The organism is Algoriphagus sp. 10J20-15 (assembly GCF_055809615.1).
This window is the reverse complement of record NZ_JBVVUG010000026.1, coordinates 1-19904: the sequence shown is the minus strand read 5'-3', so window position 1 is coordinate 19904 and position 19904 is coordinate 1. Positions and strand designations below refer to the sequence as shown.

Annotated in this window: 24 protein-coding genes and 1 pseudogene; 2 read left to right on the top strand and 23 right to left on the bottom strand. The window is 38.4% G+C overall.

Annotated elements, in window-relative coordinates:
• Positions 1-173: 173 nt before the first annotated feature.
• From AC0L6R_RS10470 to AC0L6R_RS10430, 9 genes are all read right to left on the bottom strand, one after another.
• Positions 174-1103, bottom strand: coding sequence for a glycosyltransferase family 2 protein (locus AC0L6R_RS10470; protein WP_473271159.1), 930 nt, complete (start codon positions 1101-1103; stop codon positions 174-176).
• A gap of 207 nt (positions 1104-1310) precedes the next feature.
• Entirely contained in the window at positions 1311-1907 is a 597-nt protein-coding gene (locus AC0L6R_RS10465; protein ID WP_473271158.1) for a GNAT family protein, read from the bottom strand.
• Between the two features lie 544 nt (positions 1908-2451).
• The gene (locus AC0L6R_RS10460; RefSeq protein WP_283412582.1) at positions 2452-2841 is read right to left on the bottom strand and encodes an endonuclease domain-containing protein; all 390 of its coding nucleotides are present in this window, start codon (positions 2839-2841) and stop codon (positions 2452-2454) included.
• Positions 2842-3015: 174 nt separating this feature from the next.
• Positions 3016-3837: an ABC transporter permease gene (locus AC0L6R_RS10455; RefSeq protein ID WP_473271157.1), complete on the bottom strand. Its 822-nt coding sequence runs from the start codon at positions 3835-3837 to the stop codon at positions 3016-3018.
• A 254-nt stretch (positions 3838-4091) separates the two neighbouring features.
• The gene (locus tag AC0L6R_RS10450) at positions 4092-4931 is read right to left on the bottom strand and encodes a glycosyltransferase family 2 protein (protein ID WP_283412584.1); all 840 of its coding nucleotides are present in this window, start codon (positions 4929-4931) and stop codon (positions 4092-4094) included.
• A 60-nt stretch (positions 4932-4991) separates the two neighbouring features.
• Entirely contained in the window at positions 4992-5492 is a 501-nt protein-coding gene (locus AC0L6R_RS10445; protein WP_473271156.1) for a class I SAM-dependent methyltransferase, read from the bottom strand.
• Positions 5493-5574: 82 nt separating this feature from the next.
• The gene (locus AC0L6R_RS10440; protein WP_473271155.1) at positions 5575-5718 is read right to left on the bottom strand and encodes a hypothetical protein; all 144 of its coding nucleotides are present in this window, start codon (positions 5716-5718) and stop codon (positions 5575-5577) included.
• Positions 5719-5842: 124 nt separating this feature from the next.
• Complete coding sequence (locus tag AC0L6R_RS10435) at positions 5843-6349, bottom strand: ArsR family transcriptional regulator (RefSeq protein ID WP_473271153.1); 507 nt, start codon at positions 6347-6349, stop codon at positions 5843-5845.
• 235 nt (positions 6350-6584) lie between these two features.
• Positions 6585-6842, bottom strand: a complete 258-nt coding sequence (locus AC0L6R_RS10430) for a four helix bundle protein (protein WP_473271152.1) — start codon at positions 6840-6842, stop codon at positions 6585-6587.
• 606 nt (positions 6843-7448) lie between these two features.
• Here AC0L6R_RS10430 and AC0L6R_RS10425 point away from each other — a divergent pair.
• Positions 7449-7946 (top strand): hypothetical protein, encoded by a 498-nt coding sequence (locus tag AC0L6R_RS10425; RefSeq protein WP_473271151.1) that lies wholly within the window; start codon positions 7449-7451, stop codon positions 7944-7946.
• A gap of 34 nt (positions 7947-7980) precedes the next feature.
• Entirely contained in the window at positions 7981-8505 is a 525-nt protein-coding gene (locus tag AC0L6R_RS10420; RefSeq protein WP_473271150.1) for a hypothetical protein, read from the top strand.
• An 84-nt stretch (positions 8506-8589) separates the two neighbouring features.
• Here AC0L6R_RS10420 and AC0L6R_RS10415 read toward each other — a convergent pair whose 3' ends face one another.
• The 14 genes and pseudogenes from AC0L6R_RS10415 to AC0L6R_RS10350 all read right to left on the bottom strand — a co-directional run bounded on the left by AC0L6R_RS10415 (position 8590) and on the right by AC0L6R_RS10350 (position 19587).
• The gene (locus AC0L6R_RS10415) at positions 8590-9759 is read right to left on the bottom strand and encodes a hypothetical protein (RefSeq protein ID WP_473271149.1); all 1170 of its coding nucleotides are present in this window, start codon (positions 9757-9759) and stop codon (positions 8590-8592) included.
• Positions 9756-10511: a hypothetical protein gene (locus tag AC0L6R_RS10410; RefSeq protein WP_473271147.1), complete on the bottom strand. Its 756-nt coding sequence runs from the start codon at positions 10509-10511 to the stop codon at positions 9756-9758. Before AC0L6R_RS10410 ends, AC0L6R_RS10415 begins: the two co-directional genes overlap by 4 nt.
• Entirely contained in the window at positions 10492-11244 is a 753-nt protein-coding gene (locus tag AC0L6R_RS10405; protein WP_473271146.1) for a hypothetical protein, read from the bottom strand. The genes AC0L6R_RS10410 and AC0L6R_RS10405 overlap by 20 nt, the downstream gene beginning before the upstream one ends.
• Positions 11232-12335, bottom strand: coding sequence for a hypothetical protein (locus AC0L6R_RS10400; RefSeq protein WP_473271145.1), 1104 nt, complete (start codon positions 12333-12335; stop codon positions 11232-11234). Before AC0L6R_RS10400 ends, AC0L6R_RS10405 begins: the two co-directional genes overlap by 13 nt.
• 1204 nt (positions 12336-13539) lie before the next feature.
• The gene (locus AC0L6R_RS10395; protein WP_473271144.1) at positions 13540-13803 is read right to left on the bottom strand and encodes a leucine-rich repeat domain-containing protein; all 264 of its coding nucleotides are present in this window, start codon (positions 13801-13803) and stop codon (positions 13540-13542) included.
• A gap of 19 nt (positions 13804-13822) precedes the next feature.
• Positions 13823-13990: a hypothetical protein gene (locus tag AC0L6R_RS10390; protein ID WP_473271143.1), complete on the bottom strand. Its 168-nt coding sequence runs from the start codon at positions 13988-13990 to the stop codon at positions 13823-13825.
• Between the two features lie 65 nt (positions 13991-14055).
• A complete protein-coding gene (locus AC0L6R_RS10385) occupies positions 14056-14493 on the bottom strand; it encodes a hypothetical protein (RefSeq protein WP_473271142.1) in 438 nt (145 codons plus the stop codon).
• A 17-nt stretch (positions 14494-14510) separates the two neighbouring features.
• Entirely contained in the window at positions 14511-14990 is a 480-nt protein-coding gene (locus tag AC0L6R_RS10380) for a leucine-rich repeat domain-containing protein (RefSeq protein WP_473271141.1), read from the bottom strand.
• Positions 14991-15157: 167 nt separating this feature from the next.
• Positions 15158-15913 (bottom strand): hypothetical protein, encoded by a 756-nt coding sequence (locus AC0L6R_RS10375; protein WP_473271140.1) that lies wholly within the window; start codon positions 15911-15913, stop codon positions 15158-15160.
• Positions 15900-16742 carry a hypothetical protein gene (locus AC0L6R_RS10370; protein ID WP_473271139.1) on the bottom strand — a complete coding sequence of 281 codons (843 nt, stop codon included), beginning with the start codon at positions 16740-16742 and terminating at the stop codon, positions 15900-15902. Before AC0L6R_RS10370 ends, AC0L6R_RS10375 begins: the two co-directional genes overlap by 14 nt.
• Positions 16739-17317: a hypothetical protein gene (locus tag AC0L6R_RS10365; RefSeq protein ID WP_091691238.1), complete on the bottom strand. Its 579-nt coding sequence runs from the start codon at positions 17315-17317 to the stop codon at positions 16739-16741. Before AC0L6R_RS10365 ends, AC0L6R_RS10370 begins: the two co-directional genes overlap by 4 nt.
• Before the next feature lie 26 nt (positions 17318-17343).
• Positions 17344-17817: pseudogene (locus tag AC0L6R_RS10360) on the bottom strand (nucleoid-structuring protein H-NS).
• Between the two features lie 832 nt (positions 17818-18649).
• Positions 18650-19063, bottom strand: a complete 414-nt coding sequence (locus AC0L6R_RS10355; protein WP_473271138.1) for a hypothetical protein — start codon at positions 19061-19063, stop codon at positions 18650-18652.
• Between the two features lie 50 nt (positions 19064-19113).
• Positions 19114-19587: an MraY family glycosyltransferase gene (locus AC0L6R_RS10350; protein ID WP_473271136.1), complete on the bottom strand. Its 474-nt coding sequence runs from the start codon at positions 19585-19587 to the stop codon at positions 19114-19116.
• Positions 19588-19904: the final 317 nt, after the last annotated feature.

Genomic DNA, 19904 nt, shown 5'->3' with positions numbered 1-19904 from the left:
AATTTAAAATGTAAAATGAGAGGAATTTAAAATGGATAGCGATGCGTTGCTGAGAACAGGCCTTGATTCTTGTATCTTATCTCTAGTGTCTTCTTCCTCTGTCTTATCTCTTCTGTCTGATGTCTTCTGTCTTATGTCTTGAGTCTTATGTCTTAGGTCTTATGTCTTGATTCTTATGTCTTATATCTTGAGATCCTCTTCTCCACAATATAAATCGGTCGGTTTTTCACTCCTTCGAAGGTTTTACCGATGTATAGGCCTACCATTCCTAGGGTAATTAGTAGAAAGCCTGTAAGCATCCAAATGGAGATAATCAGGGAAGCATAACCGGCAACAATGATATCCCCATCCAAATATCTATACAGGGTATATAGGGCAAAAAGAAATCCTGTGAGGGCTACCAGCATTCCAAGTTTGACAGTCAATCGAATAGGTTTATCAGAATATGCCAGCATGATATCCAAGGCAAGATTAAACAACCTTTTCAGGTTGTAGGTACTTCCTCTATCTCCATTTTCAGCATGGACCACCGGAATGGCTGTTTGCCGAAATCCTACCCATTTCACCATGGTAGGAAAATAGCGGATGGACTCCCGCATCCCAATAATCTCATTGACCACCTTACGATGATAGACTCCGAAATTGGCGATACTCTCATCCTGTTTGGACCCTGTAAGCCAAGCTAAAGTTCTGTAAAAGACCTTGGAAGAAAGTCTTTTAAAAAATCCATCTCTCCTATTCGCCCTTTTAGCCAACACCACATCAAATCCTTTTTGGGCTTCCTGGTAAAGATTTGGAATTTCCTCTGGTCTGTCTTGCAAGTCGCAGTCCATAACGACAATCCACTCCCCTTTTGCTGCATCCAGACCTGCGGTGATGGCATAGTGTTGCCCGAAGTTGCGGGAAAGCTTGATTCCATTGATTTCGGGAAATCTAGATGCTAATTCTTCGATTTTGTTCCAGGAATTGTCCTTGCTAGCATCTTCAACTAGAATAATTTCATAGGAATCGGTAATTCCTGAAACTGCCTGACGAATTCTTTCTACAAGTTCCTGCAGAAGCGATTCGGCTTGGTAAACTGGAGAGATGATGGAGAGGAGCACTTTTTTTTTAATTTAAAATGGAAAAATTGAGAATTTAGAATGAAAAATTTAAAATGAAGAATTGAGAATTTAAAATGAGGAATTGAGAATGATGGATGATGAATTTAAAATGTAAAATGATGAATTTAAAATGGTTGGCGGTTGTCAAGCTGACCACTGCATACTGACTACTGAGACTAGAGACTGACTACTGAGACTGGATACTGTCTACTCAACACTCATCCTTTCCACCAGTGATATACATAAGCTATTTCTACAGGGGTATAAGCTAGGGATTGGTAGAGTTTGCAGGCTGGGATGTTGGTTTCTTGGGTTGGGATTTGCATCTTTTTGGCTCCTGCATGAAGGGATTTGTTTTCTGCAGCCTGGACCAGTTTCCGTTCCCCAGCCATTTCCTTGATGGTTTTCGGAGACTGCAATCAGACCAATGGCTCCCATATCCTTATCCACGGAGTATGTGACCATTCCAGCCTGCTCAGGGGCTATTAATATCTCCTGATTTTCAAATGCTTTATTGATCCAAAGTTTGTAGAGTTTTTCAAATTCTTGGTTTTGGAGTCTGGGGTCAGTTTTAAATCGGGAATATATGCCACTTAAATAAGCCAATTCAATTAGCTCTTCATTCAGGGTAGGTTTATTAAACTTCCGAATATCTTCAATTTGATCTAAGGGAGATAGCTTTTTTTGAAATGTAATTTTAGTGTCGACCAACTTAATACTAGGGCAGTAAATCTCTAAAGGCGCTTCAGAAAAAAGATAGACTAGCTGAAAATCCTTTGCTGATTTCAAGAACTCTTTGTTCATTCCAATCATCTTCTATGGCGATTTTACCAACGGGATAGTTGAAGAGGGAGGAGTCGAAAGGGAGGGAGGAGATCAATTATTAATGGAGAATTTAAAATGGAGAATTTAAAATGATGAATTTAAAATGATGAATTGAAAATGGAGAATTGAAAATTGTGAATTTAAAATGATGAATTGAAAATGCTTTCTCAATAAGGTGGAGTGTTGGTTATTGGTTGTTCGTTGTTCGTTGTTCGTTGTTGGTTGTTGGATGTTGGATGTTGGATGTTGGTTGTTAGATGTTGGTTGTTGGTTGTTCGTTGGTGGGGTTAACTAACAACATACAACTAACAACCAATTATGCAACATCGGCGAATATGCGTTCCATCCTCCGTCCCGATAACCTTTGAAATAAAATATGATCGGGATCTCCGGATGGTGAAAGCTAGGCAACATCGGCGAATATGCGTTTTACCCCCGACCCCTAAAGGGGGGAAATGCAACTTTAGTAGAAATCTGAGACTTCAAAAGTTTAAAGCTGGAGAATTGGGTTATTACCTCTATTCTAATATTTTCTGTTTGAAGAGATTGAAGTCTTAATTTTTTCAATCTCCATTAAAATCAATCGAAGAACTTCTTCTACCTCTTGAATTACAAAATGATTTTTAAATCTTATGATGTAGATACCCAAAGCATTTAAATCTTCTTGTCTTGCTATATCTCTTACTTTTTGATCACTTTGATCATGTATTTCTCCATCGAGTTCAATCCCAATTTGATATTGATGACAATAGAAGTCTAGAATATATTTAGAAACTGGGTGTTGCCTTCTAAAAAGAAGGCCATTAAGCCTATTTGCTCTTAATCTTTCCCACAATACGCTTTCTGCAGGAGTTAATCTCATGCGAAGTTCTTTAGCTCTTCTAAATATTTCTGGAGAAGCGTTGTGATGCATTTTTTTGGAAAATTATTTCGCCTTCGGTCTACCCCCGCCCCTATAGGGGAGAATTGGTCTAGTCTTTTTCTGATTGTTATAATGGAGGAGGAAATTTAACTAGCGAATAATAACACTTTAATCACCCAAATCCTTATTCGAGACTTGCTCCCCCTTCAGGGGGTTGGGGGGCAGTTAAGCAACATCGGCGAATATGCGTTCCATCCTCCGAAAATACATCATGCCGAAGATGAATAAGACCAAGGCTACGATAGAACCTGGCCAGATCCATTCCCAGGGCATGGGACGGTCGAGGAATGCGGCTCTGAAACCTTCAATGACTCCAACCATGGGATTGAGGATATAGAATTTCTGGTAAACCTCAGGCACTGCAGTGGTACTGTAAACTACCGGGGCTGCATAGAGTAAAAGCTGAACTACAAAGGTCAATGCATGCTTCACGTCTCTGTATTTCACAGCCATGGCAGAAAGCATCATGCCCACGCCTAGGCTGCACATGAGGAGTTGGATGATCAATAAAGGCAAAACTAGCAAACCCCAACCGGGAGTGATCTGATAATAGATCATCATCCCGATCACTACTACAAAGGCAATGAGAAAGTCTAGGAGTTTGGACAGTATGGAACTTAGGGGTAGCACCATTCTCGGGAAATAGACTTTGGTAATCATGTTGGCGTTTTGGATCAGGGAATTAGCAGATTCGGTAAGGGTACCTGAAAAGTAATTCCAAGGCCACAGTGCCAGGTAGGAAAACAGGGCGTAAGGAATGCCGTTTGAATCCACATCAGCTAAGTTGCCAAAGACTACTGTAAATACTACAGTAGTAAAAAGGGGTTGGATAATTGCCCAAGCTACTCCCAAAACTGACTGGGCATATCGGGCTTTGATGCCTCTTAAGGTGAGGAAATAAAGGAGATCCTTATATCGCCAGAGTTCCTTGAAATCTATGAGTTGCCAGCCTGAGGTGGGTTGGATGATTTTTATGTTGTCTTTCAACTGTAAAATTTAAAATGGAGGAATTGAGAATTGAGAATTGAAAATTTAAAATTTAAAATGAAAAAATTGAGAATTTAAAATGAAGAATTTAAAATGAAGAATTGAGAATGATGAATTTAAAATGAAAAATGATGAATTTAAAATGGTAGGTGGTTGTTTCCTCCACGGCGGACAGGGTTGTTGGATTTTAGTTGTTGGTTGTTGGTTGATGGTTGGGTTTGATGGCTATGGTAACTGTTGAATGTATTAAACAATTACCCTAACACAGATTTCAGGCCTTTTACTTTCTTGTATAAGTTATAGTAGAGTTTATTGATTTCTACTTCAAAGGGGGGCTTATGGTAGGATAAATTATTTCCTGTGCTGATGTGGTAATAATGTCTTCGAATTAATGAAAACTCACCTATACTTTCCAAGTATTCCCTCACTTTCCTCCTGTAGGTGAAGTAATTATTCTGCTTGATCTTTCTGTTTTTATCGGTATGTGTAATTGAGGTTTTTCGGAATATCATCACTGCCAGGGGTTCTGCACAGAAGGAAACTTTGGGATTCACTTTCATCAAATCAAACATCAAGTGATATTCCTGCATATTAGGGAGATTTTCTCTCCATCCTCCGATTTGCTTGATCAGATCACCATTGTATAAATTGGAAATAGAATTACCTAGTTTGATTCCAAGCAAGCCTGACCAGGGATCAGTAAGGTAATTTTGAAACTCCCTTTTCCCTTCTTTTTGAAAAAAAAACGAGCCTACCAAAAAAGAGCTCTCCTCATCTAGGCACTCAAGTTGCTTTTTTATCTTATCAGGCAATAATTCATCATCAGCATCCTGGAACTGAACCCATTTATTTTTGCATTGGGAAAGGCCAAGATTCCGGGAAGCTGGAGCTCCTTTATTTTTTCCGTCCGGATGTTGTAACACATTGATTATTGGGTACTTCGAAGCCAAGTGATGGCAAAGCTCTAAAGACTTGTCTTTTGAACCGTCATCCACTAGAAATATTTCATCAATTTCTGGTTGGAGCAAAACGGACTCAACTGACTTAACTAAGGTCTTTTCAGCATTAAAAACTGGGACAATTGCCGAAACCATATTCTGGGCTATTAAAATTTAAACAGTTAAAAATAATACTTGCGATTCAATTTCCTTTATTTATTCTGATGGTTTCCAGTAAATACTTGTTTCCGAAAAAAATGCATGACAAACCGTAACGCCTTGATATTTTTCAGATTTCCAGCCTTTCAAATACTTTTCTAGGAAAGGTTGGTAGGAATTCCGCTCTGTATTATCAAATAATAAGATCCCGCCCGACTTTAACTTTGAAATCGTCTGAATCAAGCAAGCCGGTCTCACTCTGCCATCGATAATGAGTAAATCTATACTTCCATCTGGGAGATGATCAGCTGCATGCGCATAGTTTTGGAAGGTCAATCCATCGCAATACATTCCGTTTACGCTTTTATATAAATCAGGAAAATCCTGGTTATTTTCCTTCTCAGGAATGTGGAGATTCAGTGTGAGTCCTGGATGAGCGCCAGCATTTTTTACTACTTCTTTGAACCATTCTCCATCGTGCTCTATGGAATAAATACTTTTTACTTTATTCTTCAAAAACATGGTGCTACCTCCGGAACCAAATTCCAGAACGTTCATGTCCGGTTTGAGGAGGGATTCCAGTTTCTTATAGGCAAAATGATTTATCCAAGGTAACTCTGCTTCGTTTGGAAATTTATAATTACGGCAGTAGAGGTAATAAGCCGGAAAACCCTCTTAGGGCTTCGGTAATAGGTTTGCCTTGCCCTAAATATTTCCCTATTTCGCTTAAATATCTTCCTACGATTTTATAGGTAGGCTTGGTATAGTTCTTAACTGTATGCAAGCTTTTATGGTTGTTTTTTTGGCTATACGGTAAATGAATTTAAAGTTTTATGGGGGAAAAGAAAAATTGGATGGTTGGATGTTTCCGACACGGCGGACAGGGGTTGGAGTTTGAAGAGTTGAGGTTACTTTCCATATACTAAAATACCCTGGATATCTCCTGGGTCAGATTCCAAGATGGATACTTCTACTTTGCGCAGCACTTTCTCGAAGGTTTTTTCCTTAATAAATTCCAGGTATTCCCTATCCAAGTCCTTTCCGATAAGTATCATCTGAATGGTGCCTGAGTCAATTCCTTTGGCATAATCTCCTATGATATAAGCTTTGTCTACCTCCCCCATTCTTTTGACAATACGTTCCATGAGGTCATCTAGTCCCAGGAATTTGGAAACCATCCCTTTAATCTCATCGAAGAAGGGGTGATTGGTATTGGCCTTATACATTTTTGTTTTGCCTTCATCTTCCGACACCAGCAATCCGGCTTCGGTCAGGCGGTTCAATTCTATCCGTACCGAATTCGTAGACTCCTCAAACTCCTTGGCGAGGGCACGCAGGTAGCCTGAATTGGCATGGGAAAAGAACTTCAGTAGAAGTTTGATGCGGGTTTTGGAGGTGACGAGGGATTCGAGCACTTAATAATTTAAAATGAAGGGAATTGAGAATTTAAAATGGAGGAATGGAGAATGTAAAATGTAAAATGTAAAATGTAAAATTTAGAATTTAAAATGGGGCGAATTCTATTGGCCTCTGATGGCTTCTGATAATAGATTAGCTACTTAAGGTTTTCGCGGGATTTCTTGATAATAGAATTGAGTAGCATGATTATTTCTTCGATTTCTGATTTAAGATAAGGCATGGAACCATGCTCTAACAGCAGTTCTTTCGGTCTAGAAGACGCATCGAATACCTAGTTTCTCGTGCTTCTTTATTTGAAATTGTGAGTTTTGCGATAAAGTCAAGTTTGGAGTGGGCCGCCTGAGCTTCTTCTACATTTGCACCAATCGATGTCCCGGATTTTACTAGTTGATCAGCAAGTTTATAGTGCCCCTTTTCTCTTAAATCCAGGTAAACAGTGATTATTTCCTGAGCAAATTTGAAAGTTTTGTCAACAATAATATTTGCCATAGTGAAAGAATTTAAAATGAAAAAATGGATAATTTAAAATGGAAAATGGGATAATTTAAAATTAGTAATTAATCCATTATTCGATTAAAGTTAGAAACAATAGCAGTTACTATTAAGTAATTATTCATTTTAAATTTTAAGTTCCGCTTACGGCGGAGGGCGGACAGCTTCGCTCCTTCACTCCCGTTCTTGGGAAATAGCTGGCTGAGTAATAAACTTACTCACTGAGTAACAAATTTACTCGGGTAAATGGATTTTGCAATTAATGGCGAAAAAGTTGGGTTGGTAGCCGGAGGTTAGGAAGTCGGGAAGTGGGAAGTGGGAAGTTGGAGGTTGCGCTATAAATATCAATCTTTATTGAATGGAATCGGGAGCTGGCCTGGAGATATTTATACCTTGCTGAAAGAGACATTCATGATTGTTACTAAAGACAGAACAATTGCAACTACTAATAGGTCTTGCCTTAGTTGTATTAGCTTTGTATGTCTATTTTTTCTCCTTAATAGACTCGACTTATTCTCCCTATTATGGCGATGAGGTATTTCTATTTCAAGAACGCTGAAAGTTTTGCAAGAACCCTAAGTCTAAAGGCTACATTCACTTATAGTGGTTTTGGCTCAAGGCTTTGGGGATTCGAATGCCCACGGTGTAGGCTATCCTATTCTTTATGGAGGGGTGTCCTTAGTAGTTGGATGGTGGAACTTGAATATTGTAGTAATCAATGCAGGGGTTTTACTGTTTTCCCTTGTTTTATTGAACCTCAGAAAAAATGTAAGTTGGACAGAAAAGCTCCTTCAAACTATAGTTATCCTAGCCTCTCCATTAGTATTTTTCTATTCCACCACTTTTTTACCAGAACTGATCCATGTAGCAGGAGGAATCTTTTTATTCTTATCAGCACTACGGTATATCAAAAGACCTGATAAAAAAAGCTTTGTCATCCTTGCACTTTTGATTCTAGTGCTCGGTTTCATCCGAAGACACCTGGTTTTTTGCTTTTATTGGATTACCATTTCTATTGGAGAGACCCAGTTCAATTTGGAAATGGGCATTTGTACTCTTGGGGTTTTTGCTTCCTTTTTTGACGCAATATTATCTGCATGAGCAGGTTCCAAATACATTTTCTGGCTTAGGATCGATGATTGAATCAGGAAATTTCGGAGATGCTTGGGATAGCATTTTCTTCAATATTAAGCGCAACATCTATTTTGCGTTACATTTCACTGAGGGAAAATTTTATACCCTTCAAAAACTATGGATTGGGTTATCACTACTAAGCTCGCTGTTTTTTGTAAGTAAAAGCAGAATCCTTCTTTTTGGAGTTGTCATACTTAGTATCCTTTTGATCTTCAATATTGTTCTATACAAGAATTATGACTGGTCTGAGTTGAGAATGTACAGTCCTATGGTCTTGTTTCTAAACCTATCTCTTATAACTATCAACAAAAATATTAGCTACGGTCTCATTGGGTTGAATTTCCTATCCATTCTTCTGGTAATCCCTCTGCAGCAAAAGCTAATACAGTTTAGAACAAACCCAGTTGCAAAAGATGTACCTATAGCGACTGTCATAGAAATAGAAGAACTCTCTTCCCCAGTGATCATGCTCGGATTCCGCAGTACTTCAATCCTACTCCCTCAGCCAACTTCCAATAGTAAATAGCAGTGGAGAAAGCATCTCCTATATTTTACCCTACTATGAGATTGCAATGAACAGCCACAATTACTTTTTAGGCGCTGATAATGGTCAAATCAAAGTTTCAAAAGCAAAAATCCTTACCCAGTAGGCAAATCCAAAAACTACTTGAATAAGGTAAATACCAACCAAAACTCTTGTTCTATAGCTGAGACCATTTCCTTGCGCCATATAATCCCTTAGAATAATTGAAAGAATACTTAGGTAATTCAAAAACAGTGCGATAGGGATTTGCCAGTAGAAATTCGCATGGTATTGGCGAAAACCAGTTTCAGCAAACAAGAAGTAAACTAGTATAGAGAAAATCAGAAGGATAAAGGTGAAGTTGAACATTGGGTCCTTGAATGCCTTTTTTTTCCAAAAAATAATAAAACATATAAGAAGGGGAATACTGCTAAGCAGATCCAGAATGGGCTGATGCGAATAGTGAAGCCAAATTTCAAATGGACTAAAGATTACTCTAGAGATTTCACTTGGCTCATACATTTGTTCCCGCATTGGATCCCAGGTAAAAATCAAGTGCTTTTCAAGTAGAATAAGGGCAGAGAAAAGCAGCACCAAGAATACTGACTTCCAAAGCAATGGTGAGAACTTTCTATCCTTTATAAGGATGTAAATAGGCAAAGCTGGGATATAGCAAAATAAAAAACTTGGTTTAATTAGCATGAGGATTAATCCAAGCCCTAAGAGTGAAAGAAGGTGGTAATCTTCTGCTTTATCTATCCATTTTAAGGATTTTAAACAAAGGATAATAGAAAAAGGGAATGATACTATCAAAGTAGAATTATGCCAAATCGTAGGCGTGAACTTGCCTAGATACCAAAGCCCTTCATCGATACCTGGCAGGTAAATTGGTCCTATAAATAGAAAGCTTAGAGAAAATAGGAAAAGGTTTGTTTTTTTTAGGTGAATCTGACCTTTAAAGAAATTAAGAACTATCCTATACTTCCACCACAAAAATATGCTGAGAACAATGATAGAACTAACCACGAAAGGATATTTAAAGGACAAAACCCAATCAATCAAATAAACTAAGCCATAATAACCCGGAGGGAGCGGAAAATATCCTGACTCTAAGTAATCTGTAAGTATTAAATTATGAATCTTAATGTCATTCAGGAATTGAATATTCACAATCATGAAGGTGATAGTGAAACCATATAGTCCCAGTATAAGTATATCAAACCTCCAGCTTTTCAGTTGGGCCCAGATAGATTTCATTCTTTGGAAATTAATAGTACCTGATCACACATACTTGGTTTCAACTCCATTTCTTTAAAATAAGAGGCATTACTTGAGTATGTTGCTGAATCAACTAGATAGGCCCGCTTCAAATCATCAGTCTCCACACTTTCGAGAAGAGTTGGCCATCCTAGGACTTTAAATGGCAAGGGATTTTCAAAAGTTAAATCATGATAGACTTCCCCTGAAGCGACCAAGATCACCTCCTCTACTCCTTCTTCAATCAACATTCTTATTTGCTTTTCAAGAGTATCAGTGGAAGGAAAGTTTTCATAGCTTTTTGTAAAAGAATATAGATGAAAGCAAATACCTGAAATTAGTACTATGGCTACTCCTTTTGCAATTGCTTCACTATACAAATAGGGTTTAGATTGAACAAGAGATATTAATAAATAGAGAAGAAATACAATCACATAGATCTGTACTTTAATGAGGTAAAATGGGGAAAGTAAAACCAGTACCAACGCTAGGGAGAAAATCAGAATCAGTTGGGACTTATCTCGCCATGAAAGCGTATAAGCGACGAATAATAACATGATGGAAATCAAAAAGACCTCATGCTCAATATAGGTGAATACTGAAGTCTTGACCGCTGAAAAGCTGCATTGTCTTGACCTTTCATCATCTAAAAGGGTTTTCCACTTTTCCAGCTCTCCTGATAACTCGGGATCATTTTTGAAGTCAATCAAACCATTGGAGAAGTGGTAAAGCTCAACTTGGCTTTCCTTCAAAATCCGCTTTATGTAATTGTAGAACAGGGTGATCAAATACCTGAGATCTCAATCGATTTACTTTTTGAAAGTCCTCATCAACCATTAAATAGCTTACTAAAGAGATCATCAGAAGAAAGGATATGGGTATGAGTAAGAGTTTGTAAATTCTCTTTTCACTAATGACTAGGAAATTTAGAACTAATACTCCTGCTAATAATAGAAAGGGGACTTCTTGGCGAATAAGCATCCCTAAAAAGAGTAATATATCTGAAGGATAAACCGCATACCATTTTTCAATTCTACCTTCTTTCAGACGAATCAATCTACTTGCCAATCCAGCAGTTATAGCAAATGCTGACACTATGGTGAATTGAAGAAAAAACAAGAAATGAACTAGGAGGCCAAAAAGAAAAAGTATCCAAACAAGCTTTGTCCAAAAACCTGTGTTGATTTTGGTTACCTGAATCAAGAAAATAAAATACCCAAGGTAGATCACCAAGAACCATGTCAAAGGATACCAGGGAATAGCGGGTGCTAATGTATAGAGTTTGGAAAAAGTCCAACTGAGGATGGGATGTATAAATACTGCATAAGATTCAGGTGTTCCGGTATAGGCTCCGGAGACCAGCCACATCATGATTTCATCGTCATTTACCTGAAATCGCCATGGTAGAAACCAGATAATTGTCATAGCTCCAAAAGCTAATAAAGACCAAAATAGCAGGAAGTAGTTGGACTTTATTTTCTCCATAATAGCACTAACTTTTCTCCATTTGGCTGAATAAACTCATTCTTTTTCTCCCATTCTAAAGGGTCAAAAGGAAAATCATATAAAGCATTGAAGAGAATTAAATCTACTTCAGAGCCTGATTTTAAAAATAACTTAGCTTGTGAAGGCTTCCAATATCCTGGAGAATACAAGGAATTCTTGCCTAGGAGATAGAGTAAACCTGGGTTACTATAAAGTGAAATTACTTCATTAGGGGATAATTCTTCAATTTCTGAATTGAGCAATCTCAGAAGTTCTACCTGAGTTGGAGCGAGCCAAATATGTTTTCCAGATTTATACTCCCACTTTTCTGTAGCCTCCCAAAGATAAACTCCTTCAAAAGGTGTAAGCCAAATGCCAAAAGCTACTAGAACGAAAGAAATCAGTGAGGCAAATGCGTAGGTTCTTTTCTGGTATTCTTGGCTCTTTCTCTTCATTGCTAATAGATAGGCTAATAGCCAAAAGGCCCAATAATGAATACCCAGCCTCATCCAATACACATTACTTCCAAAATGAAGTACAAAAGGAAGCAAAATTAAAACACAGATAAACAGCAATTCTTTCTGTAATAATTCATCCTTTCTCAGATTTCCAATTTCCCAGGAAATACCTGCAATGGTAATCAAAAGAAAAATATGACTCCACTCGGAGGTAATTAAAGTGAAGTAGAAGACACATGCTAATATCACTAGTGCGATCAGTGTAAGTGTGTAAGCTAAAAAAGTTTTGGATTTTTTGAACTTCGACGCTATGAAGAAAGGTAAGCCGGTAATCAAAACCCAAAAGCCCCCTACAGCGGTATACTTGATCAGAAGTATTAGCGTGTAATCTTGACGTTGATTGATAAATCCAAATTCCCCAAATAATCTACTGAGGCCATTTTCCTCAAAAAACAAGAAAAAAAGACCCTCAAATAGGGAAACTGGCAATAAAACAAGGAGAATTGAGGCAACGCCGAGGGATTTTCTCATTAAAAAATAGAGAATGGTAAGGTAAGCATAGTCAGTATACAAACCGTGACCTTGGGATAGAACAAAGTAGTAAAAATCAATCCTAAACAGAAGCCAATCCATGGGCTTGAACTTCTTTTTTGGAGACTATGGCCAACCAAAAACATACAAGCACCACAGAGATAGAATTATACGATAATGTTGGGGGCAAAAAACCATACCCTCCAAATAAAGAAGCCAAACATACTAGAAATACACGCAGTGAAAGGCCTTGTTGTATAGATATAGGTTTTTCCAAAAAACAGCCAGCGCAAATGCACCCATGAAATAGGAAATCAGGCGGATTATTCTGATGTCCTATGATGCCAAACTCCAAACCTGTAAGGTGATAAAAGAGCTTAAAAAAAAGATCATAGCTAAATACCCCTCCAATATTTGGCTGATTTGGATCGGCTAAAAAGGCATACAGACCTTCATCGCGAAAAATCAAAGCCCCGATTGATTCCCAACAGGATCAGTAAAAGGGATAATAAGGTGAATGTTGTTAAGGTTTTGCTCAAGACGGGTGCAAATTACTTAATATGATTAGCCTTAAGGGTGCGGGGAGTTATAATTTTTGGTTGTTGGTTGTTGGTTGTTGGTTGTTAGTTGTTGGTTGTTGGTTGGTGGTTGTCCCATTAGAAATTAGAGGTTGGAGGCTGGGACAGGATGAAGTAGGGTCATTGGAAGTGATTCTGGTAGAATCTCTTCGGTTTTTAGTTTGGTTTAAAATTTTATTTGTACTTATTCTTTAATAGCAAAATAAGAATAAGCCTACCATAACTTACAAAAGTTATACTTTGTGGAAAACTATGGCTAGATAAAACAAAAAAATACCCTGTACAGGGTATTTTTTTCTAAGATTGACTATCTACCTTTATGTCAGGGTGATTAAGCAACTTTTAAAGCACTACTTTTCCTAAGAAAATATTAAAGGGACTTTTTATATTATTTTTTGATCCCTTTTTTCATTTCCAATTCCTAGGGTTAAAGCCAGTTTCCAGGGTTAAAACCCCATGCCTATGATTCCTCGTTTCCAGGGTTAAAACCCTGGCCTATTAGTTCCTACGTTTCCAGGGTTAAAACCCTGGACTATTCCATGCCTGAGGGTTAAAACCCTAGGTAATTGATGGGGTTGAAACTCTGGAGGTAATTGATTCGCCTATTGATGTGGGGTTTGTAGAGGAAACAATTCTAGTAATACCTTACTTCGCAATCTGGGTTGGAATCTTTGAAACTATCTACTGATCTACTATTATTGACTCTAGTATTAAAGCAGGAAAGCTTTTTAAGGTTTGATAGGCCTTCTATAAGGTCTTAGGCTCCGGCAAGACCGGTGCTCGCCACATCCAATTCCTGCAGATTGAGCTAATCCCTCCAGTCCTTTCAGGGATTTCAGGTTTGTGCCTGAGATATTTAGTGTTTTCAGATTTACCAAACCAGCTAGTGGATCCAGATCTTCTATCCCAGAGTTGCTCATATCAAGTTCCTTTAAGTTGGAAAGCCCTCTTAATGGAGAGAAATCAACTACAGGGACTTGGGATATCTTCAATTTCTCTAGAAGCTTAAGTTCAGAGATTGGAGGCTATGTAACCCAATGGTGCATCAAAAATCACCAGTGACCTTAAGACATCAAACACGGTAAGCGCATGTATATCATCTACTGATACCCTCTCGAAAGTCAAGGAAGACTTCTCTGTCAAAGCATGTAGCTGCTCCGTACTTGGATCTTCAGGCATGGAGAACTGCTTACGAAATACTTCCTTCCATGTAGCATCCAGCTCAGTCCACCAGGTGTTTCAACTCAATCTACGTCTGGATAGATAATGGTCGAATTCGGCTTTTGGATTATTATTTCCGGTACTTCTTCAGGAAATATCCCAGATCCGTTCACATTCAAATAAGTTAAATTCGGAAGATTTACCACATCCATGATGGTGGTGACCGGGCTACCGTCCAGATCAATTCTTACTAATTCCTCATTTGATTTGAGAGGGGAAATATCTTTTACCTGAGAGTTTCTGCCTATAATTTCTGTCGAGGTTTTGACCTCACTTAATGAAATCATCTCAGTAACAGGATTATCAGAGAAATCTACTTTCTTGAGTTTGGCAAATCGAGAAATAGGATTCAGCGTCTGTATACCAGCAGCACTCAAATCAAGTTCCTCTAGTCCTATAGTACTGGTCAGTATTTCCACACTAGGATTATCAGAAGTAATCCTAGGATTAGCCTTCTTCATACTAGTTTTCCATGCATTTAAGAAAGTCCTGCCCACCAGCTCTCTAGATCTTTCACGTGGTGAATTAGCAATACCTTAGGATTGTTACTGATGAAATTATCCGCAGCGATAACAGACAGCTTCGTATCATCAGCCAAAACTTTACTCAGATCTCCCTTGGCATTTAAAGCGGATATATCTGAAACTTCTGTACCTGTGATATCTACTACTTCAATATTTTTCAGCCCTACTAAGGGGGTAAGGTCCTGAATGTTGGTATTGGATAAATTTAAATTCTTAAGGGAAAGTAGCTCAGACAACTGACTGAAATTAATCGAGGCAGTCCCTGACAAATCCAAATCTTCCAACTTGGAAAGATCCTTTATATTTTCGGCATTATTAAATCCGCTTCGAGCGATATATAGACTTTTCAAGCTATCAAATTCATTGAGCACAGCAAAGCTTAGAATTGGTGTTTCTTCCACCCGAAGTGATCGAAGTGCCTTAAGGTTTACCAATTCACTAATATCAGTAATCTGAGTTTGGGAGATATCCAGGTGCTTTAGGCGATCAGAATACTTGATAAATTGTATATCAGAGGTAGGCGTATTGGATACGTCCAGGGATTACAGGAAAGTCACGTTGGAAATAGGTCCGCAGCTCCGTAGTCTGAGTATTGCTAAGGTTAACATACTTCCAGATTACGCATTGCCTCCATTGGGCTGAGGTCCAGTAAGGAGTCTGTTCCGGAAATATCCAAGGAATCTACTTCCACAAACTTATATAATAAGTCCACATTGATAGAATCGTATAGACTTAGGGCAAAGCGATCTCTGAAATAAGCTTGCCAGTGGGGGTCTAACACGGACCACCATTCTGCCAGCTCCTCATCTCTACTTACCTTTGTGGTATAGACGCTTGCTATTTTTAATTCTTGAGTCTTACCATCCAAATTCACCTCAACAAAGCGAGGCTTGGTATTCGCTATTTTTTCATTATTAATACCGGTGGCTGTAATAGTTCTATCCAGAGATGCCAAAAAATACACATCTCCATTGTCTTTTTGATGGGCTTTAACATCTCTAATCTTGAACTTGAAGTTGACATTCTTGTAGAAAAACTCAATGTCCTTTAAGTAGGCTGTGACATTTTTATTGGTCACTACTTTTCTATCCAGCAACAAATCATCTTCCACCTGCACTTCTCCATCGCGGAAGATCTTAAGGTAGCTTTCACGAATTACCACATCCTTGTCTCTAGGCTGTGTTTCAGCAGATCCAATGGTGTTAAGAAGATATTCCAAGAACCTAATTTGATCTTCAACTTTAGAAGAATAATCATCTATCTCATCTTGTGTATAGCCCTTAATCGTCTGCGTGAATCCTGAGAAAGTCACGCATAAAAGCAATAAAGTTAGATATATAAACTTAGTTCTGATCATAAATGTATTTCTGTATAGACTCCTTGTCACCAGGGTTAAGTTTGACAAGGTTTGAAATCAGCCAACCTGTATTGAAACCAGGGCGGTTGAATTGTTGTACTTCAAAATACCAGCCTTCTATTTGAAAGAAATGAAATTTAACATCAGTTACGGTGTCGTAACGGATGTTATTTTGCTTCATTTCGTATAAAAACAAAGTCAGGTAATCAGGTTTGAAATTGGTCTCAGTGAATGCTTCGGGGGAATTTGAATCCTGAAATGCTCTTCTAAGGTTCATAAATCCCAGCTCATGACTGAGAGGGTGTAGGAAATCTTTTCCATCCCCTACTGGCTTGTTGAAAATGTTTCTAAATGGGGGAAATGACACCTCATCTATTACCCATTCGTACCCCAACCCTTCCGGCTGGAGTTTCAATATCAAGGTGGCAGTTTCTCTTTTGCCTTTGTAAATAAATTCAGCCTGTACCTCAGCAAGCCAACCTTCTCTGTGGAAGTTTATGTATTGAGGGTACGAGGGAGAAAGTACAGCGTTAATAAACTCTGTTTTTAAATCATTAGTAACTGAGGAAGTTTGATTATCAAAAAGTATCTGAAGAAAGCCTTTTCTCAGGGATGTGCTGTGATAGGCTGAGTCACCAGGAGAATAGCGTATATTTCCGTCAGTTGGGGATTCTTCGGCATTAAATCTTCTGAAGAATTGGTTTAGTTGTTTGGTAGAGGCAGCGAATTTGCCATCATCTTTAATTGTCCCGGGGCTGCCTATGCCCTGCCCCGAGACAATTGAGATGCTTGCGATGAAAATCGCAAAGATAAAGGTTACTATTCTCATGCGGAGGTTTCAGTCACTCTCACGTCACCTAGCATGACGTCCCAAAATTCAATAGTTCTACCAGCAATTTGGGTTTGCTTTTTCTCAACGTAGATAGTGATGTCTTTCTTAGTAGTGTCTTTGTAGTTCATCCCTGTCTCGATAGATGTGCCTTCGAAACGTTGGAATACAGTAACAACACCTACATATCTACCATCAGGCTGTCTTTCAAGATCTGAGATGTACTGGATATCGTACCAGGTGATGTTTACTCTATCGTAGTTCAAAGCCATCAAACGCTCAAAATAACGTCTTACCTTGTAGTATGCGATTTCGTTGGTATTAATGCTGGATACACCCATCTCAGCGCCAGGAGAGAATAATTCTTCTGCACGATCCATCACTCGATTTGCTTCAGAGAATTGAGTCTCTTTGCTTCCGATGATGCTGATATATTTACTTAAATCTTTTACTTTTTCAAGCGCTAAAGAGTCAATTGCTTGCTTTCTTGCAGGGCTAATTGTTTCAGACTGAGCTAATGCACTTACTGAAGAAGCAAGGAATAAGCCCAGGAAAAGGATCATTATATTTTTCATTTTTTAATTATTTTTCAGATGGGCAATTATTTTCTTCTAAGCTCCAATTCAGAGACCTTACCATTAGCATCCATACGGATATCGCTGATGTAGTTAAGATTCTTCTCGGTGTCTTTCAAGTATTCTTCAAATACTTCTTGATTGTAGTAGGCTCATCGTAATCTTTGATTCCATTTTCTTCATGAATCACGATCAAAACTGGAGTTTCCTGATTAGAAAACATTCCAAGAGCCTCTTGGATGGTCTGGTTTGCAATAGATGCATTCCCTGCGCTGCAGCTAACCGCTATTGAAATAATTTTCCAACTTACCTGCTGCTACTTCTTCTGCAGAAGCGACTGGAGCTGGAGGAGGAGCTGGTTGTTGTACTTGCTCAACAGGTGCAGGGGGTGCAGGTTCTGCAGCTTTCTTTTTACTCTTACACGCACCCATAGCCAGCATAGCGACCAAGGCAATCATAAGTGAGCGGTTAACCGAAATAGAGAACAAATTTTGTTTCATTTTGGGGATTTGATTAAGATGATGAGGTTTTTTTTAATGTTAAACAGGGACTACCCCTACTTTTAATTTGGGTACAAAGTAAATAAATTCATATGATTTTAATTCGATTTTTAAAGCTCATATGGAATCTTGCTGGCATTTTCATCATTTCAGAGAATGAGGCTTTTAGGTGTGCTCGATTTCATACGATTTACTCGCAAATGTTATTCCAAATCAAAATGCTTTTTATTAATATTTTAATATGTCCTCTGAGCGGTATATGAGTCTGTAGAGCGGTTACTCCTTAGTCTTTTAAATCACCCAAATTTCTTGGAATTACATATCAATAAGTGATCCAATGATTTTTGAAAAATATATAGGCTAGCCCAAGCAGGCTTAAATCAGGTTAAAACAGCCAAAAAATACCCAATATTGGGTATTTTTTTTTGCCTATTAGCTCGGAAATTTGAATTAGCGTTAAGTTTTAATTAGGCGTAAGCCGATTTGAAAAGGCTCAGAGTTTCTCTGGGCCTTTTTACTTGGGGATGAGGGATGAGGGGTGACCGGTGTTGGGTGTCAGATGACCGGTGTTGGGAGTTGGGTGAAGATTGGTCGATGTTTGAAAGACGGAAGACCGAAGACGGGAGACGGGGGGGGGTGCACCCAATATTAGATGACCGAAGACGGAGACCGAAGAGATGACTGGGGTTGGATGACCGATGTCCGGTGTCAGATGGCCGGTGTTGGGTGACCGGTGTCCGATGTCGGGTGACTGGGTACTGGGTACTTGACACTTGGGCTAAGCTCTGTACTAGTGATTGGTAAAAAGCTGAAATACAGAAAACCCTATATCTTAACCTTTCTCTTTAGCTAAAGTTGAATATTTTTTCAGCAGAAATACCTTGATCGCTATATAGCCTAAACCAGTTACCACTAGGATAGCCAAGCCTTCGAAAGGCCCAGGGGTTGTTTTGGGGTAGATGAAAAACCCAAAGTTAATTGCAAGTTGAAGCAGCGCGTAAATCAATGCAATGTTGACATGTGATATGCCTCCCTGATTAGCAAGTATCTGATACAAATGAGACCTATGAGGCTCGGAAATTTTCTCACCTTTACGGATTCTATCAAAAATGGTAATTGCTGAATCCAGCCCGTAAATAAGAAGGAATAATATTACAGTCCATGATCCTGAGTTTAGATACCATTGAGTCAGTAGGTAAATCATCAAATAAGCAAGGGAAATACTTCCAATGTCTCCAGCGAACATCAATGCTTTTTTCCGCAGATTAAAAATCAAAAACACGCATATCGCAAGGATCAATCGTACCGAATCAAAAACTGATCGAAAACAGCTAAGTAAGTATTGACGGCCAAAAGACTTCCCAGAAAGACCAAGCCATACAGGCCTGTGATTCCATTAATTCCATCCATGAAATTAATCCCATTGATGACGGCCAAGGAAATAAAATACAGAATTGGTAAGGCAATCCAATTGATTTGCGTAAAGACTCCCAAATCAAAGAATGCCATACTCAATGCTAAAAATTGCACAGCGAAGCGAATCTTGCTGGAAATTGTATAGATATCATCCAGCAAACTAATCGTGGCCACCCACGCAATACCTATAATCATCCAGGGATGTTGAAAATCAAAAGCCATCCACCAAAAAATCACGGCAAATGGAAATAAAATACCTCCTCCTCTTACAGTAGTATGAATGTGAGAACTACGATGGTTCGGTTTATCTACAATATTGAACTTCAAGGCCATCTTATGATAAACAAGAGCCATAAGAAGCAATATCAAAAAAACAATGAGGTGTGAAAGAATCATTAAAACGGCTAATCTTTTTATCTAAAGCTAAATTAAATACGAGAAATTTAAAGCTAAAAAATGCTTAAACAGTATGCAATCAATTAAGCCAATTTGACTTTACGCGATTACCAACTTGTTTTTTAAATCACCAATTGCTAAGTAGGAATACGGGGGCTCCAATTGGTCCTAAATGTCCCGATACCAAATTCGAATATTTAAATCGCTTTACTGGATTTAAATGAACTAGTAATACTACTACAAAATCATCAATTCTCCCTTTCTAAAAGGGAATA